Consider the following 25802-nt stretch of genomic DNA (forward strand, 5'->3'; position numbering starts at 1 on the left):
GAATAACTTACAAGTCCGTGTTTGTGTCGGTCGCAGCGGTTGTTGTATTGGGGGCTGTCGTTTTATAGACGCTGGCTGGCGAAGCAGGCTTCGGCTTAATCGATGCGCCGTCTTTCAGACCCGTTCCTCCGTCGAGCACAACTTTATCGCCCGCTTTTAGCCCGCTCTGAACAACGAAGTATTGCCCGTCGGGTGTGGGTGTCACGGTTACGGCAGTAGTTTTGGCGATGTTATTTTTCCCGACGACAAAGAGGAATCGTTTGTCCTGAAGCTCGGAGGTGGCACTTTGGGGAACTACCAGCGCCGAGTCGATGGTGCGAGGAACACGAACGGTACCGCTGTTGCCACTGCGCAGGAGTGCTTGCGGATTAGGGAATGTAGCGCGGAAATTACTGGAGCCCGTTTGGGTATCAATCTGACCAATAGCCGTTTTGATTCGACCTTTGTAATTATACGTCGATCCGTCGGCTAATAGAAGTATAACGTCGGGCAACTTAGCCAGCTTTTCCTGAAGCGTGTTGCCGCTCACATCACGGGTGAAATCGAGTAACTGTTTTTCGTTCAGGGCAAAATAAGCGTATACTTCGCTGATGCCCGAAATCGTCGTTAGCGGATTAGTTGTCGTGCTGGTCACCAGACTTCCGATCTTGTACGGTATCGACCCAACGACGCCACTAACGGGGCTAACCAGATTCGTGTAGCCCAAGTTGGTTTGGGCATTGGCCAGAGCAGCCTGCGCCTGAGCTAGAGCAGCCTTTTTGGAGGCTAGTGTATATTGAGCTGTTTCCAGCTCATAGGGACTGATAATGTCTTTCTCAACCAGAGGACGGACTTTATTAACGGCCAACAAAGCCGAACTGACATCGGCCTGCGCTGTTCGGACACCCGCCTGAGCAGTCAGTACGTCCTGGGCATACTGAGGGGCATTAATGCGGAAGAGCCGTTGCCCTTTTTTGACCGTTGCGCCTTCATCCACATAAATAGCCTCGACAAACCCATCCACTTTGGGACGAATTTCAACATTCTGTTCTCCCTGAATGATGGCGGGAAAATCGACGTAGAGAACCTCCTTACGAGGAGCGAGCGTCAATACTGAGTACGTTTTAGGCTGTTTTAAGGCGGTCGAGTCCGTCTGACCGCCTTTTTTTTTTGTCGGAGCTGCTACAGGCTGTTAGACAGATTCCGGCCAACAGAAGCATAGCCCATTGGCAATTCGTAGTGTATTGTGGATGCTTTCGAAACGCTTTCATAATCTATTCGTATCCTCATCGGATACTCAATAACATTACAAAAGCCACCGTGGGTTATTAGTTGGGGATTAAAAACAAGTTGAATCCCCAAATTGCCTGGATGAATAGGCGATTTGGGGTGCGGAAAGAGCTATCTAAATTGCATAGTTCAGGCACTCCTGAATGTCATCGATCTCCAAGCTAGGATAATCTGCCAGAATTTCGTTCCATGTCATTCCACTGACCAGCAACTCCAGAATAGCTGTAACGAGTAATCTCGATCCGCGGATAGTGGGTTTCCCGTGACAGATGGCGGGGTCAATGGTGAATTAGCATGAGTTCCTATTTTAGTAAAGTTAAGGTAGGAAGAACGTATTCACAATGGTCCTCACTCAACCACAACACATCCGTAAGCGGGCACGGTAACTCGGCTATTCAGGAACGAGCCACCCGGTTTTGTCTCAAATACGATGCAACGACACCATTCCTCACCGGGAGAAAAGACCACCTCAATAGGCTTTTTGGTCAGGTTGTGAATCAACAGAACGCAGGGGCCACCACTGGCATCCTGACGCATAAACGCAACAATCCCTTTCTGCCGAATGCCGGACGGTAAAAGCTTACTGATATTATTCGTCAGAATTGGGTGACTGTTTCGATAGTGAATCAGGCGTTTGTAATGATTGACCAGCGAATCAGGATCGCTTAGCTGCTGAGCCAGTGGGTGAACCGTTTGGCTGGTGCTATATTTTCCCCGACGCCAACGAGTACGCTGTGTATCTCGAGCGCGAACATCCCACAGAAACGGTTCCCTGATGTATTCGTCGGGTTTCATGCCAAGCATGCCAAGTTCCTCACCATAATACAGGTAAGGTAAACCCGGCAGCGTAAGCAAGAGGCTAGCCGCTACTTTCAATTGGTCGAGGTTGCCCTTTAGCAAACTGCCAATGCGGTTCTGATCATGATTGGATAGCAGCAAGGCATCAATAAAGTTGGGATTTACGTTGCCGAATGCCTTATGAACATATAGCAGAAACTCCACTAAATCTTCGGTATCGTTTTCCTTACCTACAATCTCGGCAATCGCCAATTGAAGGTCAAAATTGAAGTTGGCTTTCAACCCTCTGAAATAGGGCGCAATCCGTTCTGGGCGTGTCCAGACTTCGCCAACGGTATACGCTCCCGGTTTGGCCGCTTCAACGACTTTTCCAAACTCCTGCCAGAACTCGTGATTTTTAGGTTCTTCGGCTTCACGATAGAGATGGCGGGCGGCATCCAGTCGAAACCCATCTATTCCCACCTCATTGAGCCAGTAGCGGGCTATGTTAAAAAACTCGTCCCGAACGGGCTGGTGATCAAAATTCAGATCGGGCATGCCGCTCCAGAACATCCCATAATATTGTTCAGGATAGTTAGCCCCGCGAACCGAATGCCAGGGATTTTTCTCGCCCGAATCGGCAGTAATGTCCCGAGTAGCTAGTTTTCGGGCCTTAATTTCAGCGGGCGTTAGCCATTTGTAGTAATGCCAATAGGGATTATCCGGCCCTTTGGAGGCTTCCTGAAACCACTTATGCTGAATACTGGTATGGTGTAATACTAAGTCAATAATAACGGCAATGCCTCGCTGATGCGCTTCGGAAATCAGTCGTTTGAAGTCGTCCAGCGTGCCATATTCCTGATCGATGCCGTAGTAATCCGTCACATCGTATTTATGGTAGCTGGGTGATGGATTGATGGGCATAAGCCAAATGGCTGACACCCCGAGGTCGCTCAAATAATCGAGCTTATTGGTAATACCGTTGAGGTCACCAATACCATCGCCATTGGAGTCGGCAAACGAACGGACGAAAATCTCGTAGTGAACACCTGTTTGTCCGACAGGAACTGGGCTGGACTGGATAGGCGCTAAAGTTGTATTGGCTTGAGCAGAGTTTGCAGCGGTCATTCTTTACAGACTAGCTTACTAGCTAAATAGTTTCAGGGCCTGATAAACCCGGTGTGTGGGTAAACCCATCACGGTATAAAACGAACCTTCCAGTCGTTCGATGCCCACCAGGCCAATAAAGTCCTGTGCACCATACGATCCAGCTTTGTCGAATGGCTTACATTCCTTGATGTAATAGGCAATTTCACTGTCGGTAAGCGGGGCAAATTGTACCCTTGTTTCGTCCGTGAACGAATCTAATTGAGGTTCGCCGTTGGTGCCGGGAGCAAGAATGGCAACCCCCGTTCGAACGCGATGCGTTTGTCCAGACAAAGCTCGAAGCATTCGCTGGGCATCGGCTTCATCCTGGGGCTTGTTCATGATATGATCGTCTAGAATCACAACCGTATCGGCGCAAAGAATAATCCGATTGCCCAAATCCGGCATAAATTGATCCGCTTTCTGACGAGCCAGATATTCGGCAACCTCATTCGCGGGCATGGTTTCGGGGAAGATTTCGTCGGTAGGCCGAGTTTCGATGGTGAACGAAAAACCGGCATCGGTCATCAGTTGTTTGCGTCGGGGCGATCCCGAAGCCAACACGAGTGGATAGCGTAATGTGAGCATGTAGGCAGAAAGACGAAGTGCAAAATTAACCTAAAAATGAAGGTTTCTGCGTATATTGGTTGATTGCTTATTTGTAACTATGACCATTCGACTCGCTACTATTTCTGATTCAGCCGCGATAACGGAGCTGGCTATTACCACTATGCGTGAGGCTTTTGGTCCACCTCACAACCCTGTCGAACTCGTGGAAGAATACGTTCAATCGGCTATGAGCGTTCCCATTATGGAAGCGGAATTAGCCGATCATCGGTCTACTTTTTTTCTGCTCGAATCAGGTGATGGAGAGCTTGTTGGCTACGCGAAACTACGCAAACACGCCCCTCCCCGGAAAATGGCCGACCGAAACGCTATTGAAATTCAACGCATTTATCTTTTGCAAAATCAGATTGGCCAAGGGCAGGGGCGTATACTGATGCAACATTGTCTGGACTGGTCGCGAAATCAAGGGTATACTGCTGTTTGGCTGGGAGTTTGGGAGCGGAATGCCCGCGCAATGGCCTTCTATGAAAAAATCGGTTTCAGAAAATTCGGGTTTCATTATTTCCAGTTTGGCACCGAGCGTCAGCGGGATTTCTGGCTTGAGAAACAATTAGATAATTAGGAGGTTGGTATTTTTGCCTGTTATTTTAACACTTTAATTAGTTTATAATTAAAGCTTTATCCGAAAATCGTTACTAATCGTGTCGGAATCAGTTTATCGTTTGTTCACTTAAACCAGTCCATCCGCTTATCACTATTAGCTGTTCAAGATCATAATGTATCAACTTTATCCGAACGAATGTCAATCAAGGTTTCATCAGTTTCTGGTGTGGCTGATTGTTCTGTGCGGATGCAATCTGTCGGTTTTTGCTCAGGTCGATACTACTCGACAAATCCGGAAAGACCCGCTTGAAAATGTTCAGGTCGATACACTTCGGCACATTGGCATTGACGTTGGGCCAACTGATTCGCTGACAGCTGCCCATTTAACTGCCCAGACAGACAGTATTCTGATGCGTCGAGATAGTGTTTTTTACAGTCGTCTGAAAACATCGATGTATAAACATCGGCTAACCCGGCAACTCTACGATGCTGTTTTTCGTGACGTGTACAATAGCCGTATCCAAACCGGTGAAGTAAGTCAGATTGAAGTCAATCCATTTAAGATATTTGAAGGGCGGATTATTGGGGATATTTATATCCGCCGACTGGGCGTATTTGGGCAAACGGTTTACGATACACTTCGAAAAGCAAATAACTGGGTCGAGCGAGTGGGTAGCACGGTGCATACAAATACACGCGAGCATGTTATTCGGAACTCTTATTTGCTGTTTCGGCAGGGCGATGCACTCAATCCGGTTGTCTTGCGCGATAACGAACGGCTGTTGCGAACGACGTCTATTTTTCACGATGCCCGGATTTTAGTAGTCCCCCGACCGGGCAGTCGACAGTTTGTTGATGTGTATGTGATTACGCAGGATGTCTGGTCGTTATTGCCAAATGGTGGCTTTGGCGGGTTTACGAATTTCAGCGTTGGCTTCGATCAGGTTAATTTTCGAGGATTGGGCCATCAGCTTTTTGCACAATTCGCCTATTCAGGAACCGATCCACGTCAGAAAGCTGAATACCAGACCCGCTATAAAGTACCATTCATCGGGAAAACCTTTCTAACTGCCGAGGCCGATCTGTACTACCTGCGCGATCTGAAACAAGTGGCCGTTAAGCTCTATCGGCCTTTTCTGACACCAGATACTAAATATGCGGGCTCTATTGAACTCAACCATACGCAGGTTAACAATCGCTTAATTACCAGGAATGACAGCGTATTACTGGTACCGGTTAGTTATAATTATTCGGATATCTGGATAGGCCGCTCGTTCCGGTTGTTTTACAAACAGCGAGATACCGAAGAAAAAGGTCGCTCGAGACTGGTTGTGGCCTTACGCAACACAAACTATGAGTATTTCAAACGCCCGGATGTTACGGCTGACACGAACCAGATTTATCAGGACAGTCGGACTACCTTGTTTAGTGTTGGGTTCTCCCGTCGCAAATACACCCGCGATGTACTTATTTACGGGTTTGGTCGTACAGAAGACGTTCCTATTGGCGAGTCGATAGCCGCTACGGTTGGCTTCGATAATGCCGAGTTAGGCCAGCGAATGTATGCGGGTATGAATTTCTCACAGGGCAAATACATGCGCCATCTTGGCTATCTCTACGGACTGGTGAATATTGGCGGCTATGTGCGGAATCATAAGGTTGAACAGGCCGTTTTGTCGCTCGAGTCAAACTATTTTAGCCCACTCATGAAAACCAGGTGGGGCAACATGCGCCACTTCTTTAATACGCGTTACACCGTTGGGATCGACCGGTTTGACAATGAATACATTTCCCTGAGCAGTACAGGAAGTGGTGTCAACACCGACGGCATAGGCCTGAATAGCGACGCCTTGCGGGGTACAAACCGATGGTTCATCAATTACGAAAACGTCCTCTTTTCGCGGCTCAGCCTGATTGGCTTCCGGGTTGCGTTTGTGACGTTCGCTAACCTTGGACTCATTAGTTTTCCTGACAGAACGTTGTTGAAAGGGCCGCTTTATCAGGGCTACGGCATTGGGTTCCGGCTACGGAATGAAAACCTGACGTTTACCAGTTTCCAGATTCGGCTGGCGTATTATCCCAATATTCCGGGCAATACAATACCGTTCCGAACGGCATTTGAAGGCGTTCCAACTCTACAATTTCGTGATTTTGATTTATCTGCACCTCAGATTATTCCTTACCGCTAAAAAAATAATTGTATTTAGTGTTGCTACATTAAATACAATTACACTATCTTTGTGCCATGTCCATTGAAACTGATATAAAACAGAGCACACCATTCAAAACACCTTACCACCGGGTGATGGTAAATCTGATCTTTACCAGCAACTGGATGGCGGCTAGCCAGATGCAGATGTTGAAGCCATTTGGGCTGACATTGCAGCAGTATAACGTGCTGCGAATTTTGCGTGGCCAATACCCTGATCCTGTTAAAGTCAGTGATATTACCGAGCGCATGCTCGATAAAATGTCGAATGCGTCAAGATTGGTGGATAAACTATTGGCCAAGAAACTTGTCTTACGCACCGAATGCCCCAGCGACCGACGTGCGGTCGATGTGGTCATCACAGATAAGGGACTGGCATTACTCAACCAATTAGATGTTTATCAGACAGAGTGGTCGGATAAACAACGAAGCAAATTGACCGAAGAGGAGGCTATTTACCTGAGTCAATTGCTAGACCGGATTCGGTCTTAATTCTATACTGTCATTACGTTTAACTAAATTTAATTAACTGTTTACAATCCAAATGAAAAAAGCAACCTTACTTGCTGCCCTGTTATTCTCATCTGTAGGAGCTTTCGCTCAAACCTGGACGCTGGACAAAGCGCACTCGAACCTGAATTTCACCGTAACACACATGATGTTGTCGGAAGTTGATGGCAAGTTCACGAATTTCGACGTGAAAATGACTTCGGCAAAAGATGACTTCACTGATGCTCAAATCGACTTTACTGCTGATGTAAACAGCATCAATACTAACCAGGAAAAGCGTGATGGCCACCTGAAAAGCGCTGACTTTTTCGATGCTGCCAAATATCCAACGCTGGCTTTCAAAAGCAAATCAGTTACGAAAGTATCGGGTAACAAATACAAAGTGACTGGTGATCTGACCATGCACGGTGTAACGAAACCTGTAACGCTTGATGCTGTACTTAAAGGACCTGTTACGAACCCACAAAACAAGAAAACCTTAGCTGGTTTCATTGTAACTGGCGAAGTAAAACGGGGTGATTTTACCCTGGGTTCTGCTCCGGCTGCCGTAGTTAGCGATGAAATCGCTATCCGGGCTTCTGGTGAATTGGTGAAAAACTAACCTATGATTGCTTATAATGATCCCCGGCGCCTTCTGGTGTCGGGGATTTTTTGTGCATAAAAGCTCGCGATAAACGTCTTTAAAACCTTCTAGGCCTCTGGTATTAGACAAACGCCGGGAAGTCATCCATAAATTGCACTTCTGCAGTGTCGTGGTTTACACACCAGCAATAATGCACCAGTCCATTAGAAATAACTACGTAAGGGGCACGATGAACATGATTGTAGCGGGCAGTTTGGTCAACAACCGTTTGGGTGAGTGTGATATGGGGTGCTTTACACTCAACAATTAAAAAAGGCTGTCCTTGCCGATCAAAGACAACAACATCCGTTCGCTTCTGAGTCTGATTCAACGTTAGCCCTCCTTCCGAACGGATGAGGGCTTTGGGGTAGGCATAATGTGTCAGCAGTAGGTTCACAATGTGCTGACGAACCCACTCCTCGGGCGATAGCCGGACGTACTTTCGGCGTAACAGGTCAAAAATATACGGTTTTCCTTCGACTTGCTTAGTTTTATAGTCAAAAGGAGGGAGGTTCAATGGAGCCATACCACTAAGATAATGAGTGAATGAGCGAATGAGTGAAAGAGTGCGTGAAAAAACGTGACTTATACCCAACCCGCTCATTCGCTCTTTCACTCATTCGCTAATTAAAATCTATGAAAACAAAAGAAGAAATCGTTCAGAACTGGCTGCCACGCTACACAGGAACACCCATTGAGCAATTTGGCGAATACATTTTGCTAACCAACTTCATCAATTACGTCGAGCTGTTTGCCAAGAAATTCGATGTAGAGATTTTTGGTATCGGACGGGCTATGCAAACAGCTACGGCCAACAACATCACGATTATCAACTTCGGCATGGGTAGCGCTATGGCGGCTACAGTTATGGACCTGCTTTCGGCAGTTAACCCGAAAGCGGTTTTGTTTTTAGGTAAATGTGGTGGCCTGAAAAAAACACAGATCGGCGATTTAGTGCTACCGATTGCCGCTATACGAGGTGAAGGTACCAGCAATGATTACATGCGGCCCGAAATTCCGGCTCTTCCCTCCTTCCGACTGCAACGAGCCGTGTCGTCAACAATCAAACGATACGAGTTGGATTATTGGACAGGCACGGTGTATACCACCAACCGACGAATTTGGGAGCACGACGAACAATTCAAAGATTACCTGCGTGAACTCCGTACCATGGCCATCGATATGGAAACGGCTACTATTTTTACCGTAGGTTTTGTCAATTCAATTCCACATGGTGCCCTACTGCTCGTATCTGATAACCCATTAGTACCTGAAGGTGTGAAAACCGAAGAAAGCGACAAAAAAGTGACGGGTCAGTTTGTCAATGTTCACCTCGATATAGGCATCGATGCCCTTCTTGAACTTGAGTCGTCGGGTGATTCGGTGAAGCACTTGCGATTTGAGTAACCTAAAACTAGCTGTGAGTTGATTAATAAAGCGTAGTTATTATATTTGCTTTATGAAACCTGACCGTAGACTTGACCAACTGGAGCCACTGATGGCTGACTCGCTTCAAAAAATTGACCGGCTTATTGAAGGGCAGGGGCAGCTTGCCGAACTAGCCGTTAAGACAAAGGCTGAACTTGACCAGGTGAAAAAAACTGGCGAAGTGACAGCTAACGGCTTGGCTAACTTGACGACTTATGTGCAACAAGGGTTTGCTGAAGTTAAAAGTAGTATCGTTAATATGCAGGGTGATATCACTAACATGCAAGAGAATATTGCTAACATACAAGCAGGTCAAAGTCTCATTTTGCAGATTTTACGAGAAAGGCTGCCATAGCCATAATGGCCTATAAAGCTAAATATCTGCAGAGTCGATAGTGGTTTGATCTGTATAAAAAATTAAAAGGGTTTTCAGTGAAATATATCAGGCTAACTTATAGCTAATACATTTCACCGAAAACCCTTTTAACCTTCAGGGCTTACTAATTACAATAATCGCTGATCACTTTATAGGCTGGATTATAGCCTAATTCACCGGCTTTGGAAAGGTCCAGGCAACCGCCGTTCTCATCGCCAAGGCTGTGTTTGATAATGCCCCGAATGTAGTACACTTCAGCATAGCGTGGGTTTAGCTTGATCGCACTATTGCAATCCATAATGGCTCCCCGTTGATCGCCTTGCGCCGATCTGATTAGGCCCCGACTGAAATAGGCTTCGGCATAGGTTGGGCTAAGCTCAATGGCTTTGTTTAGATCGATAATCGCTGATTTTTGATCGCCCTGTTTGTTTTTGCTAACAGCCCGACTGAAATAGGCCTCAGCACGTTCGCTCCCTAATTCGTTGATTTTGTTGCGCTCCTGTACCACATCACGTAGCTTGTCGAGCGTAACACGACTGATTTTTCCACTATAAACGATTTTCGAATCGGTGTTGGCATTGTTTATATCAATAGCCTGGTTAAAATCCTGAACGGCACTTTTCTGATCGCCTAGTTTACTACGGCAGAAACCTCGTCCATAATAAGCCCGGTAGTTGTCGCCTTTAAGAGCTATTGCTTTATCATAATCGGGCAGGGCACCTTTATAATCTTCCAGTTTACTTTTTGCATAACCCCGGTAGAAGAACGATTCGCCATCTTCGGGACTCAGTTCAATGGCTTTGTTCAGATCGATTACGGCTCCTGCAAAATCATTCAACTCAACTTTCGACATACCTCGTCCGGCATACGCTTGTGAACGTTTGGGGGTGAGTTCAATTACTTTCGTGAAATCGGGCAGGCTACCAGAAAAGTCTTCTAATTTCTGTTTCGTAACCCCCCGAACGTAGTAGGTTTGGGCATTGCCTGGATCTAGTTCGAGGGCTTTGGTGAAATCGGCCAGAGCACCCCGGTACTGATCAATACGGCTCCGGCTAACGCCCCGGTTATAATAAGCTTGTGCGTCGTCGGGGTTTAGTTCAATAGAGCGACTGAAATCCAGTAGTGCTCCCCGATGATCATCTTGTTTGCTTTTGCTGACGCCCCGGCTTAAGTAAGCCAACGCGTCTTTGCTATTGATCTCAATAGCGCGATCGTAATCCAGAATGGCTCCCCGATGGTCTTTCAAATTAGCTTTGGCTAACCCTCTGTTATAATAGCTCGCCGAATTATCGGGATTCATGGTGATGGCCATACTAAAGGCCTGTAAGGCTCCTGTAAAATCGTTGGCTTTGCTTTTAGCGATGCCATTTTCGAAGAAATCAACGGCGGTTTGTTGGGCGGAAACAGAAATAGTCAGCCTAGTGCATAACAGTAGCGTGACCAGCGGCAATATAAGTCGCTTCATAATAGGTAGTTCAGAAGTTTGGGTGAGTCGTATTAAGGGGGCTAAAATTAGGCTTTTGTTGCCGCTTAGCCAAGTTGACAATATGATAAAATGATGAAGCTGGTATAGGTCTTAGAACAAGCCTCTATGACTAGTGGACATCTCTCTAGTAAAACCTGCCAAATGAGTCATCTTGAAATAAAATTAATGACAATTTGTCGTATTTTATTGTCGAATCAATGATTTTTATGTCAAAATGTCAGCAAAATAGTGCTTAAATTGTATTGGTACAGCATTTGACTAAGGATGTATGTGTTTGATTATAAACAACCCAATAAACCAAATAAGCAAATGGCAACCTTAGTTCGATATAACAACTTCCCTACTTTCTTTAACCCATTTTATAGCCGTCCGGTAATTAATCGTTACCAAAACACGACGCCAAACGTACCTGCCGTAAACGTAAAGGAAACTGAAACGGCGTTTATTCTTGACCTGGCTGCGCCTGGTTTGAAGAAAGAGGATTTGAAAATTAACGTAGAAAATAACAAACTGACGATTGGGTATCAGTCGGAAGTAAAAAACGAAGAAACGACGGATAAATTCACCCGTCAAGAATTTGGCTTTACCTCGTTTGAACGCAGTTTCAAGCTGCCTAAAACTGTAAATGCCGATGGTATCAAAGCCGCTTATACCGATGGTATCCTGACGGTAGAGTTACCTAAAATCGAAGTGAAGGAAGAGAAGTTGGTGAAGGAAATTACCGTTGCCTAATCGGGTATCCGGTAACAATCAGAAAGCTCATGCCGATTGGTGTGAGCTTTTTTTTTGCGTGGAGCAGGGTGCACGAAGCGCGGTTTGCTGCTCCCGGCACCCTGCTCCACGCTACTTTATCGTCTTCATAAACGCTTCGAGTTTCTGAGCGTCCAATTTGCCATTGGTTCGGACACCACTGCAAATGTCGAGGCCAAAAGGTTGTACGCTATCAATAGCTTCTCGCACATTATCGGGCTTTAGGCCACCGGCCAGAAATACGGGAACCCCCGAGTGTTCAACAATTTTTCGGCTTACCTGCCAGTTGTGGACCCGGCCCGTACCACCCAACTCTTTCACAGCCAGATTTGGATTCCCCGAATCCAGCAACAACGCATCGACACCATACTGAACAGCCTCGAGCGCTTCGTCAAGATTCCGCTCGTCAATGACATGGATTACCTGAACCACCTTTATAGCAGGCAAGGCCTTATGCAATTGAGCATACGTATCGGGTGGCACGGCATCGACAAGTTGAATCGTATTGGCACCAACTCGTTGTTGGTGAGCGATAATAGCAGCAAGATTCGTTTCACTGGTCAACATGAAAGTTGCTATGGGCGGAGGAGTGGCCTTGACAATCTGAGCGGCTATATCATCGGCGACCACGCCAGGCCCACTAGGCATTCGGCCCACTAAACCAAGGGCATCGGCTCCGAGTTGACTAGCCAGTCGCGCTTCATCGACACTGCTGATGCAACAAATTTTTACCCTTGTTCGGAACGGAGATTCCATTGTTTTCGGTTGCTTATCTAACTAATAAAGCCGTAAATCTACGGTTTGTGTGACTATGGTTCAACAAACGTCTGACGACACATTTGCCTCCCTCCGAATTCCTGAATTTCGCTATTTCGTCATGAACAGTTTCCTGATTACAGTTACACTGTTGATTCAGGAAGTTACGCTTGGTTATGAGCTGTATAAACTCACGCACGACCCGCTCATGCTCGGTTTAGTAGGACTGGCCGAAGCGATTCCCTTTATTGCTCTATCATTATTTGGTGGACACCTGGCCGATCGTCGGGACAAGAAACGGATACTTCAGTGGAGCCTTTTGGTCATTCTGCTGGGCTCGGTGATTCTGTATTTAGTGTTTCAACCGTCTATCGTAGCTGGTTTATCACAAACAGCCCGATTAGCCACTATTTATGGAGTGCTGATGTTGATTGGCACCGCCAAGGGCTTTTATTCACCTGCCAGCTCATCCCTAAAACCGTTTCTGGTCCCCCGCGAACTTTATGCGAACTCGGCTACCTGGAGTAGTTCGTTTTGGCAGGCCGGGGCCATTGTTGGGCCGGGTTTAGCCGGTTTTCTGTACAGCTGGGTTGGTTTCGATAATTCGCTGATTGTAGTCATTGCATTATTGGTGATTTGTTATGTGCTCATTACACTCATCAAACGCAAGCCTGTACCCGTCAGTAATGAACCAGTTATGGGTCTACGGGAAAGCCTGACCGAAGGGTTCCGCTTTGTTTTCAAAACCCAGATTGTCCTCTATGCCATTTCCCTCGATCTGTTTTCGGTACTGTTTGGAGGTGTGGTAGCCATTCTGCCCGTTTTTGCCGAAGATATTTTAAAAGTAGGGGCCGAAGGTTTAGGATTCCTGCGAGCGGCCCCCTCTGTAGGTGCCCTGCTTACGATGGCTTACATGACCAAGCATCCACCAACGCACAATGCCTGGCGAAATATGCTGCTGGCCGTAGCTGGATTTGGCGTAGCCACTATTGTGTTTGCGTGGTCTACCAACTTCTACCTGTCGCTCCTGATGTTGGGCTTAACGGGTGCTTTCGACAGTGTGAGCGTCATTATTCGGCAAACAATTTTACAGATTTTTCCACCCGATCATATGCGTGGGCGCGTAGCGGCTGTGAATGGAATCTTTGTTAGTTCATCCAACGAGATCGGGGCTTTTGAATCAGGGTTGCTGGCCCGGCTGCTCGGTGCAGTACCGTCGGTTGCTTTGGGGGGTGTTGTTACGCTATTCGTCGTGGCGTATGTGTACGCCAAGTCGAAAGAATTGTTTGCGGTGCGGTTGAGTTGATGGCAAAAGGTGATGGATAAATAAAAACCTGCGCCTGGCTACCGATTCGTGGATAGTTAGGCGCAGGTTGGCAACCAATACGTCCATAGGGTTAGGCTAAAACGGGTGACGTGTTTAAGTCGCTCAGGAAGGCATTCACATCAATCTGTTCGTTGAGCAGAACGCGAGCGTTAAAAACTTCCCAGAACAACTCGTCTGAAAGTTGATAATCACGTTGCAGCCGGATCATATCTCGGATGCTTTCCTTGAGTTGCCCGACTGGTGTCTGCACCTGCGAAGCGAGGGACTGGTAATTTTCCATAACCTGATTTTTTTAGCGTGCAGGATTTTAAACACCCTCGTTTTTAGATTGTTTCTACGTTAGAATCGCAAATTAATAGCCGATTAGAAAAATTATATTGTCTATTCTATATATGTGCTGTAGAGTAAGGGTAGACCCGGCATTTTACAACTAAATTTTTTCAATTAACTGATAATCAAAAGTATGAATCAGTATACTTTACCAAGTCTTGTGTTAATTACCGGAAGTTTCTTACTTGCACTGACGCCTGCAGCAGCTCGTCCGAAACCGATAAAACTGGTGAAAGCCTGGCAAACGGATACAACACTTCGTACCCCAGAGTCGGTCCTGTACGATGGTAAACACACGTTGTATGTGGCCAATATTGATGGCAAACCCGACGCCCTCGATGGAAGCGGTTTCATTTCGAAAGTGTCATTGGATGGTACCATTGAAAACTTACGCTGGACGTCTGGCCTGAATGCACCTAAGGGAATGGGCCTCTATAAAAAGAAGCTTTATGTGACGGATGTGTATCGGCTGGTGTGTATTAATACGGAAAATGGTCAGGCCGAAAAAACCTGGGATGCTGTTGGGAAAGATGGGTATTTAAATGACGTGACGGTGGCGAAAGATGGCACCGTATATGTTTCGGATAACAGGAATGATAAAGTCTATCGATTGCAAGACGGTAAATGGGAAGTTTTTCTGGATGGCGAACAACTCAACAAACCCAATGGCTTACTGGCGGTTGGAAAGGATAAGCTCCTGATTGGGAGCACCAAAATAGGCGCTTTGCAGTCTGTTGACCTGGCTACAAAAGTAATCACGAAAATAGCCGATGGCATGACCAATACAGATGGTATTGTGCCCGAAGGAAAAGGAAATTACTTTGTCTCGGACTGGAACGGCCAGCTATTCCATGTGAATGCCGATGGCACAAAAGAACAATTGCTAGATACGCGGCCCGAAAAAATCAACGCGGCCGATATTGATTACGTTGCCAAGAAGAAATTGATAATCGTTCCGACTTTTTATAAAAATAGCCTGGTTGCTTACAAAGTTGAGTAGTGTTTTGTGAGCATAGATCGCTACCATGTCTCCCCTTACACGCCAGCAGCATATCATCTTTCTGATCACCGCCATTCCGATTGCGGCACTCGTGGCGTCGCATGTGGTGTTTAGTCAGGTATTTCCCGGCCAGTCTGGCTACCAATTTCCGTGGGGGTATTTTCTGACGGTGGCTACGGTTATGTTCTCCTGCTGGGAGGTCAATCTGTTCATTTTCCGCTGGCTGGATCATCGGCTCCCCTTCTGGGAAAACCCCATCCGTCGGCTGCTGGCACAGATACTTGTAGGCGGGTTGGCAACACTCCTGACTTTTGCCATTATTTTCCCATTGGCTCAGCGAGTTTATATGCACCATTGGCCACCTGCATTCATCGTTGCCCGAGGAGTTATTGTTTGCATTACGCTGGCAACGCTGGTTAATGGAGGCTATTCGGGACTGTATATTTTGCAGGCTTTTTTTGCCGAACGGGAAAAGTTCAATGAACCACTTTCGGCCAATTTTTCATCAGAATCAACGGCTGGCATCCCACTAACGTCATTGCCTTCGATTATTTCGATTGAAGTCAGCACGGGCCAATTGCGCCTACCAGCTAATGAGATTGCTTATTTTTATTCGACAGGTGGCCTGGTGCTGCTCGTTAAAGCCGATGGTCAGCAACTGACAACCCGCTATTCATCGTTTGCCCAACTGACAGATCATTTGGATACTCGTTATTTCTTCCAGCTCAGTCGGCAGTTTGTCGTTGGCTTAAACGCGGTTCGGGCCGTTCAGGACGATGTCAATCGCAAACTCATGGTTACGCTTGTGCCTTCCCTGCATAAGCAACAACCCAATCAGGAGGTCATCGTTAGTCGCTACCGAAGCCTCGAACTCAAGAAATGGTTACAGACGGCAACTGTACACTGACCATTCATGCTTCTTTTGCGTACCATTCATTAATGTAGCGACCAATTCAGCGTACAGACGTCAGTAAGGCTGGTTTCCTTTGTGACAACAGGCAAGGTAGCCTGCTGAAACCACATGCCTTATGAAACCCAATCTCTCACATTTATATGAAGCCACACCCATCTGGCTAGTGCTCTTTTTTACGGCAACGACACTCTTCGCTTTGGTCATGCTCTATCTGTCCATCCGCCAGGCCTCTACCCGAAGTGCAACGCGATTCCTTATTGTGGGCATCAGTTGGCTGGCGATTCTGGCAACGCTAGCCTATAGTAACTTCTTCCAGCAACTCGACGCCCAACCGCCCCATTTGATACTGGTTCTTGGACCACCTCTATTATTGATAGTCGGCTTATTGGTTACCTCAAAAGGGCGGCTTTGGGTTAGCCAATTACCCTTGTCGAGGTTAACGTTCTTACACACGGTGCGTCTACCTGTCGAATTAACCTTGTATGCTTTGTTCATCTATCAGCAGGTGCCTCAACTCATGACTTTTGAAGGTGGCAACTATGATATTCTGGCCGGTTTAACAACGCCAATTATTGGCTATTATGCCTTTGTTCGGAAACAGATATCGTCCCGCTGGCTATTATTCTGGAACGTGCTGGCCTTAGGCTCAGTATTGAATATTGTCGGGCACGCCCTCCTAGCAACGCCTTTCCCCTTCGAGCAACTCGCCTTCGACCAGCCCAATGTCGCCATTCTAAAATTTCCCTATGTTTGGTTGCCTGGCTTTGTCGTTCCAGCCGTGCTGTTTTCTCACGCGGTGGCGATTCTGCGATTGACGAAAGGGGATTAGACCTTGAGTGTGGTGTTACAGTGGTGTCAGGTGCTTTTACCCGACACGGTAGGTTTCTCAAAACCTATTGGTATAAACAGTAGGTTTTGAGCAACCTAAAAGTGTCAGGTTGAAGAACCTGACACCACTATCCGGCCAGTCTCACTTATTTGTATAAATCAGGATAGATTCCGCCTGAACCACCACAGATTCATTTCCAGCGAGCGTCATTGGTGCCTGTACAGAACCTAGCCATTGCGGATCGGCGGAGTCCAACAGCTTTTGCCACTGTCGCTCAGTAGCGGTTAGCGTAAATGACCGGGTTTCCTTCGAGAAATTCATCAGACAGACAACCGTCTCCGATTCTGTTAACTGCCCTTTTTGAAACTGCTTGTGCTGACGAAACAGCGTGAGCGTTTGCTGCACTTCATCGGCCACCACAGCCACCGATTCACGGTCGGGATGACGTAACGATGACTGCTTTCGCAAGGCGAGCAGGGTCTGGTAGTAGCGAAAAAGGGTTTGGTGCGGCTCTTTTGCCAGGGATGACCATTGCAATTTCGATCGCTCAAATGTTCGTTCATCCTGGGCGTCCAGTAGGTCTATACTAGCAACCACTTCACCCGGTACGGGCGTGCTGGACGTGGGAATAGGTGTCTGAAAAGCGGCAAATTCTCGCTTGCGTCCCTGCCGAACCGCTTCAATCAGAGTCGGATCAGAATGGCTGACGAAATATAAAAATGGATTCGATTCGCCCCATTCTTCGCCCATAAACAGCATCGGCAAATAGGGGCTACTGATAACGGCTCCTGCCATCAGTTTCTGCATGGCAAAGCTCACGAGCTGACTAGGTCGCTCGCCCAACATTCGGTTGCCAATGTGATCGTGATTCTGAGAGAAAACCACAAATTGTCGCCCGGCATATCCTGCCGTTGATTTCCCGACAATCCGGGCACGGCGAGGCATGTACGTACCATCATACACATAGGCATCTTTGTACGATTTTGCCAGGTGCATAATCCCGTTGTAGTCAGCATAATAGCCTTTCCGTTCGCCCCCAGCCGCTACCCGTAAGGCATGATGAAACTCATCGTTCCATTGCGCATCCATGCCATAGCCCTGATCGGCCAGTGGCTGAATAAAGCGCGTTTCGTTCTGATCTGACTCAACAATCAGGTAATGTTGTCGCCCGGTCTGGCTCATCAACTCATCGACATACAGTTTTATCTCGCGTAATAGATGGGTTTCCCGAGTGTCATGAATCGCATGGGCCGCATCGATTCGTAAGGCATCAATATGAAAATCCCGAAACCACATCAGCACATTTTCAACGAAATACCGGCGCACGCTATCACTATAGTCACCATCGAAATTGAGCGCGTTTCCCCAGGGCGTCTGATACCGAGTCGTGAAGTATGGACCAAAATCACCAAAGTAATTCCCTTCCGGCCCCATGTGGTTATAGACCACATCAAGCACAACGGCAAGCCCTTTCCGGTGGCAGCTATCCACTAATTGCTGAAGCCCGGCAGCACCCCCATACGAGTACTGCACAGCATAAGGACAAACGCCATCGTAGCCCCAGTTACGCGTACCCGGAAACTGTGCTACCGGCATGATTTCAATCGTATTGATACCTAGTTCACGTAAATAATCCAACCGGCTTTCGATTCCCGCAAAGGTGCCTTCGGGCGTGAATGTTCCTGTATGAAGCTCGTAAATCAGGTAATCTTCCAGCGGCAGATTACGCCAATCGGCATCCGTCCAGGCAAACGTCGTGACATCAAGCACCTGCGATGGACCGTGTACGCCATCAGGCTGTGCCAGCGATGCCGGGTCGGGTCGTTCGAGGGTTCCGTTCAGGATAAATTTATAGGTATCGCCGGGCTGGAGTTGATTGGCGTTCGCTTGCCAGTAATTGCCATCGTTTTGAAGCGGTATCGTTAGCTCTCGATTGTACACACGAAGCTCTACCGATTGCGCCTGTGGAGCCCAGACGCGCACGCATGTACTATTGGCAGAAAACGTAACGCCCAGCGTCCGGTGGTTAATTAGTGATTGATTCATACATTGAGATTGGTGACAGACAAGCAGTTAGATAGACAACTAATGTTTAACCGATGTGTTGGCAAAATTGAGTTTACAACCGCATATCAAGCCACTTCTGCCGGTTTCAGATGGGTTCCCTCCACTTATCAACCTCGCTAAATCAGTGCTGATGGTCGTATTAATTTTATTGGACAATAACCATCAAACAACAAAACACGGCATGGAGAGGGGAGAGAATTTTAACAAACTGGGCTTATCGAAGCCCGCTAAAGCAGGAATCAGGCGATTCCTGGAACAACGTTTTGACTGGATCGCCTTACTGGCAATCACCTTACTCATCCTGTTGATTCTGGTTGTTTTCTAGCGTTTTCATAAGCTCATTGCATGGATCAGGACACATTTTTTCAGGCCATTGTTTTTGGAGGAATCTACGGTGTTAGTTTCTTCATCGTGTATCTATTCGCCCGAAAAACATCGCCCACATCGGCGATCCAATTCATGGTGGGTAGCTGGATTGGCCTGATGAGTTTCGTGCTAATGGGACTCGGACCTACTTCCTGCCTGTTCTTTTTGATCCTCTTCTTTGCGTCTTTCTTCATCTTTGGGCAAAAGGCCAGCGGCAGTCTACAAGCCTTTTTTACCGCCAATAAAATATACAAGGCAACCACTCCTCCCGAACAGGTTGCCAACTTTCTGGGCAGCCAATATTACTCCTGTTCCGACGTAACATTGACCAGCTCATCAGACGACACGGTTCATTTCAACTGGTGGCAAGGCATGACCTCGTCGCTGGTGAAAGCCGGGAGTGCTTATGTCAATTCGTACACGTACTACCTGGCGATTTCTTTCGCACCCAACACCATTACGGAGTCATTTAAACAGGCCGCCCGCGCCAAAATGGATACTTCAGGGTTTACGTTTCGGAAGCGGTTTAAGCACTGGTTTGTACTGGATACAGCAACGCCGATTCGAATTTCCGAACTAGAAGACGGCAGCTTCGTGATTATCTGGCAAACCTATCACGATGTCGAACGCTTCAGTCACTACATCGATTGGTTGAAAGCAAATCTGTTCGATAAAAAGACGTCAGAACTTATCGAAAAACCTGCAAATCAAGAAAATACGATCACCAAAACGCCCAAATCTGAGACACTTCCAGTTATTCCATCGACCAGACATCAGCACGAACAGGCAATAGGACAACCACCCAAAGTACACGCACACAGTCGCCGATAATTTCCACCATCATGAACAGTCTACTCAAAAAAATCTTCGGTACGTTTGGGACATTGGCCATTACACTCATTGGCTTGCTAGTACTCGCCTGCGGGCCGGGTTCACGGAGGGGCTACCGCATTGAAAAAGGCGAGGTAGTTATGTATCGGGGCTTTCCCGCGAACCGATCCGTTATTCCTGAAGCGGATGCAGACTCGTTTACCATCATCAATGATGATTACGGCAAAGACAAAACCCATGTATTCTACATAGGCCGAATCATCCAAAATGCCGACCCAGCTACGTTTGAATACCTATCGGGAGCTTATTCCAGGGACAAAACCAATGGCTACAGTCGGCATGAATTGATCAGCACCGACGGTCCCCATTTTAGGGTTGTTCCGAATAGCAATGACACGCCGACGAATGTAACAGCCGAGGGCGCGCCCTACGTTTGCGATAGCCATCGAGTATATAAAGACATGTTTATCATTGATGGGGCCGATCCGGCTTCGTTTGTCTTTGTTCCGATGTTCAACGGGTATTATCTGACACGCGACAAGCGACGGGTTTATTTTCAGGAAAAACCTATAGAGGGCGTAGATGGAGCGACGTTCCGGAAAGTGTCGGACTTTAACTTCTGCGATAAGCACCGTGCCTGGGGACTGGTATTGGGGCAATACACGCACTGGGCACCGATCGAAAACGTCGATCTCGCCAACTTCTCCAGCGCTGGGCAATACTACGCCAAAGACAAACAGCGAGTTTATTTCAGCGATCACGCTGTTAAAGGAGCTGACCCTACTTCGTTTACCGAAACGAATTACCTTCAGGCCAAAGACAAAAACAGTACCTACTCGTCTGGCTACAAAGCCACCAATCAGAATTAACCCACGATGAATCAGAAAATTACCCAGCTAGCCATTTTATTCTTCCTGTTTGTTTGTGGGGGAATACCATCGGTTGTTGCCCAGACCTACACGCTCGAAACGGTGCCTAACCCGAAGCAAAGTCGAAGCTCGCACTACGTCAGTAATCCCGACCATATTCTATCGGGTTCGGCGGTGAGTCAGATCGACGCGATGCTGGGGAAACTAGAAGACTCCACGACAGCACAGGTAGCCGTGGTGTGTGTAAATTCCATTGGTGAGAGCGCGCCTAAAGATTTTGCGACTGCACTGTTTCGGAAATGGGGGCTTGGTTATCAGAAGAAAAACAACGGCCTGCTGGTGCTGCTCGTTAAAGATCAGCATCGGATCGAAATGGAAACTGGTTACGGCTTAGAAGGCATTCTGCCCGATGCCATCTGCAAACGGATTCAAGCCGAAAGCATAGTTCCATTAGCTAAAATCGGCGATTTCGATGGGGCCATGCTGGCCGGTGTTCAGGAAATTACAAACCGAATCAGCACGCCAGAAGCCACCAAAGAAGTTTACGATGATTCGAAGGCAACCACCGAACGACACAGTGCACCACTCGAAGATGGCGCACTGTGGCTCTTCTTCGCCCTCTTAACCCCAGCCATGCTGGTGCTCCGGCTGATTATATTTTTCGTCAGAAAACAAAACCCCATTACCGACAAAATCGAACTCACGATTACGCAATCGAAACGGCGAATTCTCTGGGCCATTCTGATGTATGTGATCATGCCCTCAGCCGTAGGCTTACTGGTTGTTCAACTACGGCAGGATAACTGGTTGCATAGCTGGCAAATCGTCGTCGTTTTTTACGCCGTTCCGGGCCTGGTTTTATGGGATGCCCGCCGACGACGAATCAAGACATTTTACCAGCTTTTCGGCACCATGACCGAAGCAGACCGGTATGTGCGTTATAAAGCCGCGCATTTCAACGGCTTAGGCAATATTCTGCTGTATCCGATTCCGTTTTGGTGGTTGAAACGGGAAGACGAAAAAGCGCTCTACGCCATTCGGAATGCTCCCCGAACAACGGCAGAAGGGTACCCTTTATGGAAAGTAGCCGTAACACACCGAGATGCCTTTCTTAATGACTATCAACAAATTGAGCAAAATAGTTGCAGTGTCGATTACGATGTTTGGCGGAATGAGACTCACAATAGCACACAGACGATTGGCTACGAAAACCTAAACAATTTGGTGTATCATCGCTGCAAAAAGTGCGAATCCAAAACGGTCTACAAAGTCAAAAGTCGAGTTGTAAAAGAAGCCACTACAGAGCGGGAAGGGCGGGGTGCCCATGAATACGAGTGCAAAGCCTGTGGCCATCATTACGAAACCCAGTACACCATTCCGATAATCCAGCAGCGTTCGTCGTCATCCGCTCATTCATCAACCACGTACTCCTCGTCGGGCAGTAGCAGCAGGAGTTCGGGAGGTGGTGGTTCGTCAGGTAGCTCGTCGAGTAGTAGCAGTAGTTGGGGTGGCGGTAGTTCAGGCGGTGGTGGCGCTGGTAGTAGCTGGTAAACTAACTACTTCATGTGCTTCAAAAAATACTTCAAAAATCGGCAGTTGGAAAAACGAATCCAACCATTAACCGAAGCAGAACGGCAGGCAATTTTAAAGGCATCACCCTTACAGGCAGGTCTCTTTCAGGGTGAAGGATTTCATATTTTCCTGAAGAGCGAGCCTGATTTTGAGAAGGCTCATGTGGATATGTTGGGGGAAGTTTCGGCACAGTTTGCCGAAGACTGGATTATTCGGCAATACCTGCTTTCAAACCAGAGAGATACAGAAAACACAGAAAGTTAAATCCTTTCAATTCAAACAATTAAGATACTATATCCTCTGTGTCTATGTGGCAAAAAAATTAAACTAAAGCAATGTGTTTCAGGAGATATTTTCAAAAACGCCGGGCGGAAAAGCAGCTAAAACGGCTAACGGAAGCTGAGCGACAGGCTATTTTGAAAGAATCACCACTTGACGTTTTCTGGGCTCAGGGAACGGGCTTTGCGATTCTCAAAAAAGACGAACCAGACTCGGCAAAATCCTACGTGCATGGGATAGATGAGATGGATGGACGATTTGCGGAAGACTGGATTATCCGAAAATACTTATTGGCGAACCATGAAAATCGTGATAAGGTGTGTATAGGCATTATCATATTCGGGGCCGCATTGGGCGGAATAATGAGCTTTTTTACGGGACGCAACTCCGGTCAGGCCAGCTACTTTGCCGCTACTGCGCCCGTCAAAGCCATCACACTACCCCTACCCTTCCCGACTGACGTGCGCTATCAGGCATCGCCAGATTCGACGGTGTTGCTTGGCACCGTAAAGCACGAACCGGGCCTGTTTACCATTAGCGCCTTTGATCGGGCAACGGCGAAGAAGCTGTGGCAGTTACCATTCATCGGAAACGTTGTTGGCCAAACCAGCCGACACGTGTTGGTGTATGAAGCAAAGACCTCGACAGTGCATTTCATCAATCCACGAACAGGCGAAACTACCCGCAAAGTCTCGCCTGAACCAGCTCCGTTGACCAGTCCGTCAAGCCTTTATGCAGGTATGGCGTTCACCGACGATCTCTATTTAACCACCAAGCCGCTTTATCAGGATGTTATTGCAAATAGACAAACAGACACTTCCTGGAAAATTGGAATTACGGCTAAAAGCTGGGTCAACAACGAAACAGTGTGGTTTCTACCGCCCGTCAAGCAAATCGTCATAACTGATTATCAACCGATTATAAAAGGCAATAAAGTATTGGTTATTAACACGGAGCAAAAAATTGGCGAAGGCCATTCGTATCAAATCGTCTCGCTGAAAACTGGCGAAGAATTGCACCGAAGCGTTACAGAGGGTACCTATTACCCACTCAACAATGACCTCTTCATAGAACGCACCAACGCTTTTGTCCGGCGACTCGATCCGTTTACTCAACAAGAAACCTGGCGACTGAATGGCGATTTTTCGTGTGGGCAAGTCTGGCAACATGGGGAGCAGATCAGTATAATTTCCCGTCATCCCACTGGCACGAGAAATACAGTGCGTATAGTCAATAGCGTTAGTGGTAAGCTACGAACCCAATTCGACCTACCGTTTATCAACGAAGCGGACATCAAAGGGGCTTATCTAACCAGCTATAATCAGCTCTTTCTACATTTCGAACAATCGGATTTTAGCAATCCCGGCACGTTGCTGTATGACTATTGGGTTCGGTATGATCCGCAAACCCAGAAAGCCCTATGGCGCACCGATTTTCATAGTGAATCAATCAGCAGTTTACTTCCTTTTCTTACTCTTTAAACCATTGGAACGCAGATTTTTATGATTCACATAAATCGGTCATGGCTTAAGGACAAAATCATTAATCACAAATCTATATCAATCATAAAAATCAGTGTTCTAGTTGTTAAACAAATCAATCCATGAAAACTCTTCTCCTCGGCCTGAGCAGCGTACTCGGCCTGTTCACCACACCGGCGGCAGCGCCCAACTCAGCACAAGACCTCAAAGATTATCTGACTATCCGCGAACAGATAAAAGCAATGGACATGGCGGCTCTGAAAAAAATAGCAACCAGTCCCGATGAGAAAACCGTAAAAAAGGGCCTGGCAACCTACTACAGTTTCATTAAAGTGCCTTTGCCAGAGAATAATCCTGCCGCCGGAAAAGCAGCCGTCGATGCGCTCGAAACAGCCGCCAATACCTATATGGACCCAATTGCATACGTAAAACTGGCGATCGTTTACGCCCAGGATAACCCTTCGTTCAACATCAAACAGGATCGCACCAAATCGTTAAAATACTTGTCTATTGCCTGGGAAATCGCCGATCTGTCCGACAAAGCTACGCACGACAATGCCCTGCTAACCCTGATTGTTAACAATAGCCTGGGCCTCGGCGATGGTTTTTATCGAGACAATACGAACGGGACATTCGCCATGAAAAAAGCCCTTGATACCATTCGGCCAGAGGTGCTGGCGGCACGGGGCCGATTCAAGAAGTTATACAACTTGTCGGTAAAAGATGAGTTCACAGGTTCTACCAATGTTGAACGGCATTATGGCGGTTAAGCCTATTGTTTTCTCGCCCCGCATCCTTAAAGTAATCTGGCTCAATTTCGATTTCTATGGCCTGTTTATGAACAACCCGGATGCGCCATCCGAGGAAACGTTTCAGGCCTATTATGAAGCTCATAATCAGAACTCCGTTTTTTCGTGGGTGGACCAACCCAATGGTCTAACGTATCAATACGACCTGAGTATCAATCAGGCCCAGGTTACCCCTGCTATTGAACCGCATGCAGAGCGGGTGACCAAACTGAACAAACGACTGTGGGAGCTTTTACCACCCGAGCTTCTGGACACGAACGATAACTGGAAAAAAGCTTGGCTTACCGCTGCCCGGAAGCTGGATATAGCTACCATGCGATTTATTATCGAGCAGGGGTTCAATGTGGACGTAGTTGATGAGGATGGATATACCGCTCTCTATCACGCCGTAACACCTTATGGTGGCAGCTATAATGTTGTTGAATTATTAGTAGAAGCCGGAGCCGATTTAACCCTCCCCATCAACAATGTCGACTTTCTGATTAAAGTCGGCTGGGAAGGCGTTGCCGGTAATGGCGAAGCCAGTGAAGCGCAGTCAATTGCCGCTTATCTGCGGAATTGTACCCACGGGCTTTAGCCTGTATCCATATCCTCGGTCTGTATCTAGGGGTTTTGAATTATTATTAGATA

Annotated in this window: 28 protein-coding genes; 19 read left to right on the top strand and 9 right to left on the bottom strand. The window is 47.2% G+C overall.

Annotation, left to right across the window (positions count from 1 at the left end):
- Positions 1-7: 7 nt before the first annotated feature.
- The 4 genes from H3H32_RS24180 to H3H32_RS24195 all read right to left on the bottom strand — a co-directional run bounded on the left by H3H32_RS24180 (position 8) and on the right by H3H32_RS24195 (position 3780).
- Positions 8-1090, bottom strand: coding sequence for an efflux RND transporter periplasmic adaptor subunit (locus tag H3H32_RS24180; RefSeq protein ID WP_220472560.1), 1083 nt, complete (start codon positions 1088-1090; stop codon positions 8-10).
- 294 nt (positions 1091-1384) lie between these two features.
- Complete coding sequence (locus H3H32_RS24185) at positions 1385-1552, bottom strand: DUF433 domain-containing protein (RefSeq protein WP_182464466.1); 168 nt, start codon at positions 1550-1552, stop codon at positions 1385-1387.
- 65 nt (positions 1553-1617) lie between these two features.
- Entirely contained in the window at positions 1618-3174 is a 1557-nt protein-coding gene (locus H3H32_RS24190; protein WP_182458166.1) for an alpha-amylase family glycosyl hydrolase, read from the bottom strand.
- Positions 3175-3192: 18 nt separating this feature from the next.
- Positions 3193-3780, bottom strand: coding sequence for a Maf family protein (locus H3H32_RS24195; protein WP_182458167.1), 588 nt, complete (start codon positions 3778-3780; stop codon positions 3193-3195).
- A gap of 79 nt (positions 3781-3859) precedes the next feature.
- Here H3H32_RS24195 and H3H32_RS24200 point away from each other — a divergent pair, with 79 nt between their 5' ends.
- The 4 genes from H3H32_RS24200 to H3H32_RS24215 all read left to right on the top strand — a co-directional run bounded on the left by H3H32_RS24200 (position 3860) and on the right by H3H32_RS24215 (position 7682).
- Positions 3860-4381, top strand: a complete 522-nt coding sequence (locus H3H32_RS24200) for a GNAT family N-acetyltransferase (RefSeq protein ID WP_182458168.1) — start codon at positions 3860-3862, stop codon at positions 4379-4381.
- Positions 4382-4535: 154 nt separating this feature from the next.
- Positions 4536-6551, top strand: a complete 2016-nt coding sequence (locus tag H3H32_RS24205; protein ID WP_182458169.1) for a BamA/TamA family outer membrane protein — start codon at positions 4536-4538, stop codon at positions 6549-6551.
- Positions 6552-6607: 56 nt separating this feature from the next.
- Entirely contained in the window at positions 6608-7063 is a 456-nt protein-coding gene (locus H3H32_RS24210) for a MarR family winged helix-turn-helix transcriptional regulator (protein ID WP_182458170.1), read from the top strand.
- Positions 7064-7115: 52 nt separating this feature from the next.
- Positions 7116-7682 carry a YceI family protein gene (locus H3H32_RS24215; RefSeq protein ID WP_182458171.1) on the top strand — a complete coding sequence of 189 codons (567 nt, stop codon included), beginning with the start codon at positions 7116-7118 and terminating at the stop codon, positions 7680-7682.
- 103 nt (positions 7683-7785) lie between these two features.
- Here the strand turns inward: H3H32_RS24215 and H3H32_RS24220 are convergent, their stop codons facing one another.
- Positions 7786-8229, bottom strand: a complete 444-nt coding sequence (locus H3H32_RS24220; RefSeq protein WP_182458172.1) for a type I restriction enzyme HsdR N-terminal domain-containing protein — start codon at positions 8227-8229, stop codon at positions 7786-7788.
- A gap of 110 nt (positions 8230-8339) precedes the next feature.
- Here H3H32_RS24220 and H3H32_RS24225 point away from each other — a divergent pair, with 110 nt between their 5' ends.
- Entirely contained in the window at positions 8340-9110 is a 771-nt protein-coding gene (locus tag H3H32_RS24225; protein WP_182458173.1) for an AMP nucleosidase, read from the top strand.
- A gap of 52 nt (positions 9111-9162) precedes the next feature.
- Positions 9163-9486: a hypothetical protein gene (locus H3H32_RS24230; protein WP_182458174.1), complete on the top strand. Its 324-nt coding sequence runs from the start codon at positions 9163-9165 to the stop codon at positions 9484-9486.
- A gap of 145 nt (positions 9487-9631) precedes the next feature.
- Here H3H32_RS24230 and H3H32_RS24235 read toward each other — a convergent pair whose 3' ends face one another.
- Positions 9632-10972 (bottom strand): tetratricopeptide repeat protein, encoded by a 1341-nt coding sequence (locus tag H3H32_RS24235; protein WP_182458175.1) that lies wholly within the window; start codon positions 10970-10972, stop codon positions 9632-9634.
- Positions 10973-11302: 330 nt separating this feature from the next.
- Between H3H32_RS24235 and H3H32_RS24240 the strand changes: the two genes are divergently transcribed.
- Positions 11303-11725, top strand: coding sequence for an Hsp20/alpha crystallin family protein (locus H3H32_RS24240; protein ID WP_182458176.1), 423 nt, complete (start codon positions 11303-11305; stop codon positions 11723-11725).
- Between the two features lie 111 nt (positions 11726-11836).
- Here H3H32_RS24240 and H3H32_RS24245 read toward each other — a convergent pair whose 3' ends face one another.
- On the bottom strand, positions 11837-12499 hold the full coding sequence (locus H3H32_RS24245; RefSeq protein WP_182458177.1) for a phosphoribosylanthranilate isomerase: 663 nt from the start codon (positions 12497-12499) through the stop codon (positions 11837-11839).
- A 55-nt stretch (positions 12500-12554) separates the two neighbouring features.
- On the opposite strand from H3H32_RS24245, the gene H3H32_RS24250 reads away from it, so the two are divergent.
- On the top strand, positions 12555-13805 hold the full coding sequence (locus tag H3H32_RS24250) for an MFS transporter (RefSeq protein WP_182458178.1): 1251 nt from the start codon (positions 12555-12557) through the stop codon (positions 13803-13805).
- A 91-nt stretch (positions 13806-13896) separates the two neighbouring features.
- On the opposite strand, the gene H3H32_RS24255 is transcribed toward H3H32_RS24250, so the two are convergent.
- The gene (locus tag H3H32_RS24255) at positions 13897-14106 is read right to left on the bottom strand and encodes a hypothetical protein (RefSeq protein WP_182458179.1); all 210 of its coding nucleotides are present in this window, start codon (positions 14104-14106) and stop codon (positions 13897-13899) included.
- A 183-nt stretch (positions 14107-14289) separates the two neighbouring features.
- Here H3H32_RS24255 and H3H32_RS24260 point away from each other — a divergent pair, with 183 nt between their 5' ends.
- The 3 genes from H3H32_RS24260 to H3H32_RS24270 all read left to right on the top strand — a co-directional run bounded on the left by H3H32_RS24260 (position 14290) and on the right by H3H32_RS24270 (position 16898).
- On the top strand, positions 14290-15156 hold the full coding sequence (locus H3H32_RS24260) for an SMP-30/gluconolactonase/LRE family protein (protein ID WP_182458180.1): 867 nt from the start codon (positions 14290-14292) through the stop codon (positions 15154-15156).
- A gap of 25 nt (positions 15157-15181) precedes the next feature.
- On the top strand, positions 15182-16063 hold the full coding sequence (locus H3H32_RS24265) for a LytTR family DNA-binding domain-containing protein (protein WP_182458181.1): 882 nt from the start codon (positions 15182-15184) through the stop codon (positions 16061-16063).
- Between the two features lie 121 nt (positions 16064-16184).
- Entirely contained in the window at positions 16185-16898 is a 714-nt protein-coding gene (locus tag H3H32_RS24270) for a DUF8737 domain-containing protein (RefSeq protein WP_182458182.1), read from the top strand.
- Positions 16899-17039: 141 nt separating this feature from the next.
- Here H3H32_RS24270 and treZ read toward each other — a convergent pair whose 3' ends face one another.
- Positions 17040-18944 (bottom strand): malto-oligosyltrehalose trehalohydrolase, encoded by a 1905-nt coding sequence (gene treZ / locus H3H32_RS24275; protein ID WP_182458183.1) that lies wholly within the window; start codon positions 18942-18944, stop codon positions 17040-17042.
- Positions 18945-18999: 55 nt separating this feature from the next.
- On the opposite strand from treZ, the gene H3H32_RS24280 reads away from it, so the two are divergent.
- The 8 genes from H3H32_RS24280 to H3H32_RS24315 all read left to right on the top strand — a co-directional run bounded on the left by H3H32_RS24280 (position 19000) and on the right by H3H32_RS24315 (position 25749).
- Positions 19000-19290, top strand: coding sequence for a hypothetical protein (locus H3H32_RS24280; protein ID WP_182458184.1), 291 nt, complete (start codon positions 19000-19002; stop codon positions 19288-19290).
- A 20-nt stretch (positions 19291-19310) separates the two neighbouring features.
- Complete coding sequence (locus tag H3H32_RS24285; RefSeq protein ID WP_182458185.1) at positions 19311-20162, top strand: hypothetical protein; 852 nt, start codon at positions 19311-19313, stop codon at positions 20160-20162.
- Positions 20163-20173: 11 nt separating this feature from the next.
- On the top strand, positions 20174-21031 hold the full coding sequence (locus H3H32_RS24290) for a DKNYY domain-containing protein (protein WP_182458186.1): 858 nt from the start codon (positions 20174-20176) through the stop codon (positions 21029-21031).
- A 6-nt stretch (positions 21032-21037) separates the two neighbouring features.
- Positions 21038-22582, top strand: coding sequence for a TPM domain-containing protein (locus H3H32_RS24295; protein WP_182458187.1), 1545 nt, complete (start codon positions 21038-21040; stop codon positions 22580-22582).
- Between the two features lie 12 nt (positions 22583-22594).
- Positions 22595-22867 (top strand): hypothetical protein, encoded by a 273-nt coding sequence (locus H3H32_RS24300; RefSeq protein ID WP_182458188.1) that lies wholly within the window; start codon positions 22595-22597, stop codon positions 22865-22867.
- Between the two features lie 71 nt (positions 22868-22938).
- Positions 22939-24363 (top strand): hypothetical protein, encoded by a 1425-nt coding sequence (locus H3H32_RS24305; protein ID WP_182458189.1) that lies wholly within the window; start codon positions 22939-22941, stop codon positions 24361-24363.
- 122 nt (positions 24364-24485) lie between these two features.
- Positions 24486-25133, top strand: coding sequence for a hypothetical protein (locus tag H3H32_RS24310; protein WP_182458191.1), 648 nt, complete (start codon positions 24486-24488; stop codon positions 25131-25133).
- Positions 25087-25749 carry an ankyrin repeat domain-containing protein gene (locus H3H32_RS24315; RefSeq protein ID WP_182458193.1) on the top strand — a complete coding sequence of 221 codons (663 nt, stop codon included), beginning with the start codon at positions 25087-25089 and terminating at the stop codon, positions 25747-25749. Before H3H32_RS24310 ends, H3H32_RS24315 begins: the two co-directional genes overlap by 47 nt.
- Positions 25750-25802 lie beyond the last annotated feature (53 nt).

It is taken from the genome of Spirosoma foliorum (genome assembly GCF_014117325.1).
Taxonomy (GTDB): domain Bacteria; phylum Bacteroidota; class Bacteroidia; order Cytophagales; family Spirosomataceae; genus Spirosoma; species Spirosoma foliorum.

Bases quoted from the DNA above. Each gene is read 5' to 3' on its own strand.
- H3H32_RS24190 (WP_182458166.1), bottom strand. From the start codon at position 3,174: ATGACCGCTGCAAACTCTGCTCAAGCCAATACAACTTTAGCGCCTATC.
- H3H32_RS24195 (WP_182458167.1), bottom strand. From the start codon at position 3,780: ATGCTCACATTACGCTATCCACTCGTGTTGGCTTCGGGATCGCCCCGA.
- H3H32_RS24200 (WP_182458168.1), top strand. From the start codon at position 3,860: ATGACCATTCGACTCGCTACTATTTCTGATTCAGCCGCGATAACGGAG.
- H3H32_RS24205 (WP_182458169.1), top strand. From the start codon at position 4,536: ATGTATCAACTTTATCCGAACGAATGTCAATCAAGGTTTCATCAGTTT.
- H3H32_RS24210 (WP_182458170.1), top strand. From the start codon at position 6,608: ATGTCCATTGAAACTGATATAAAACAGAGCACACCATTCAAAACACCT.
- H3H32_RS24215 (WP_182458171.1), top strand. From the start codon at position 7,116: ATGAAAAAAGCAACCTTACTTGCTGCCCTGTTATTCTCATCTGTAGGA.
- H3H32_RS24220 (WP_182458172.1), bottom strand. From the start codon at position 8,229: ATGGCTCCATTGAACCTCCCTCCTTTTGACTATAAAACTAAGCAAGTC.
- H3H32_RS24225 (WP_182458173.1), top strand. From the start codon at position 8,340: ATGAAAACAAAAGAAGAAATCGTTCAGAACTGGCTGCCACGCTACACA.
- H3H32_RS24230 (WP_182458174.1), top strand. From the start codon at position 9,163: ATGAAACCTGACCGTAGACTTGACCAACTGGAGCCACTGATGGCTGAC.
- H3H32_RS24235 (WP_182458175.1), bottom strand. From the start codon at position 10,972: ATGAAGCGACTTATATTGCCGCTGGTCACGCTACTGTTATGCACTAGG.
- H3H32_RS24240 (WP_182458176.1), top strand. From the start codon at position 11,303: ATGGCAACCTTAGTTCGATATAACAACTTCCCTACTTTCTTTAACCCA.
- H3H32_RS24245 (WP_182458177.1), bottom strand. From the start codon at position 12,499: ATGGAATCTCCGTTCCGAACAAGGGTAAAAATTTGTTGCATCAGCAGT.
- H3H32_RS24250 (WP_182458178.1), top strand. From the start codon at position 12,555: ATGGTTCAACAAACGTCTGACGACACATTTGCCTCCCTCCGAATTCCT.
- H3H32_RS24255 (WP_182458179.1), bottom strand. From the start codon at position 14,106: ATGGAAAATTACCAGTCCCTCGCTTCGCAGGTGCAGACACCAGTCGGG.
- H3H32_RS24260 (WP_182458180.1), top strand. From the start codon at position 14,290: ATGAATCAGTATACTTTACCAAGTCTTGTGTTAATTACCGGAAGTTTC.
- H3H32_RS24265 (WP_182458181.1), top strand. From the start codon at position 15,182: ATGTCTCCCCTTACACGCCAGCAGCATATCATCTTTCTGATCACCGCC.
- H3H32_RS24270 (WP_182458182.1), top strand. From the start codon at position 16,185: ATGAAACCCAATCTCTCACATTTATATGAAGCCACACCCATCTGGCTA.
- treZ (WP_182458183.1), bottom strand. From the start codon at position 18,944: ATGAATCAATCACTAATTAACCACCGGACGCTGGGCGTTACGTTTTCT.
- H3H32_RS24285 (WP_182458185.1), top strand. From the start codon at position 19,311: ATGGATCAGGACACATTTTTTCAGGCCATTGTTTTTGGAGGAATCTAC.
- H3H32_RS24290 (WP_182458186.1), top strand. From the start codon at position 20,174: ATGAACAGTCTACTCAAAAAAATCTTCGGTACGTTTGGGACATTGGCC.
- H3H32_RS24295 (WP_182458187.1), top strand. From the start codon at position 21,038: ATGAATCAGAAAATTACCCAGCTAGCCATTTTATTCTTCCTGTTTGTT.
- H3H32_RS24300 (WP_182458188.1), top strand. From the start codon at position 22,595: ATGTGCTTCAAAAAATACTTCAAAAATCGGCAGTTGGAAAAACGAATC.
- H3H32_RS24305 (WP_182458189.1), top strand. From the start codon at position 22,939: ATGTGTTTCAGGAGATATTTTCAAAAACGCCGGGCGGAAAAGCAGCTA.
- H3H32_RS24310 (WP_182458191.1), top strand. From the start codon at position 24,486: ATGAAAACTCTTCTCCTCGGCCTGAGCAGCGTACTCGGCCTGTTCACC.
- H3H32_RS24315 (WP_182458193.1), top strand. From the start codon at position 25,087: ATGAGTTCACAGGTTCTACCAATGTTGAACGGCATTATGGCGGTTAAG.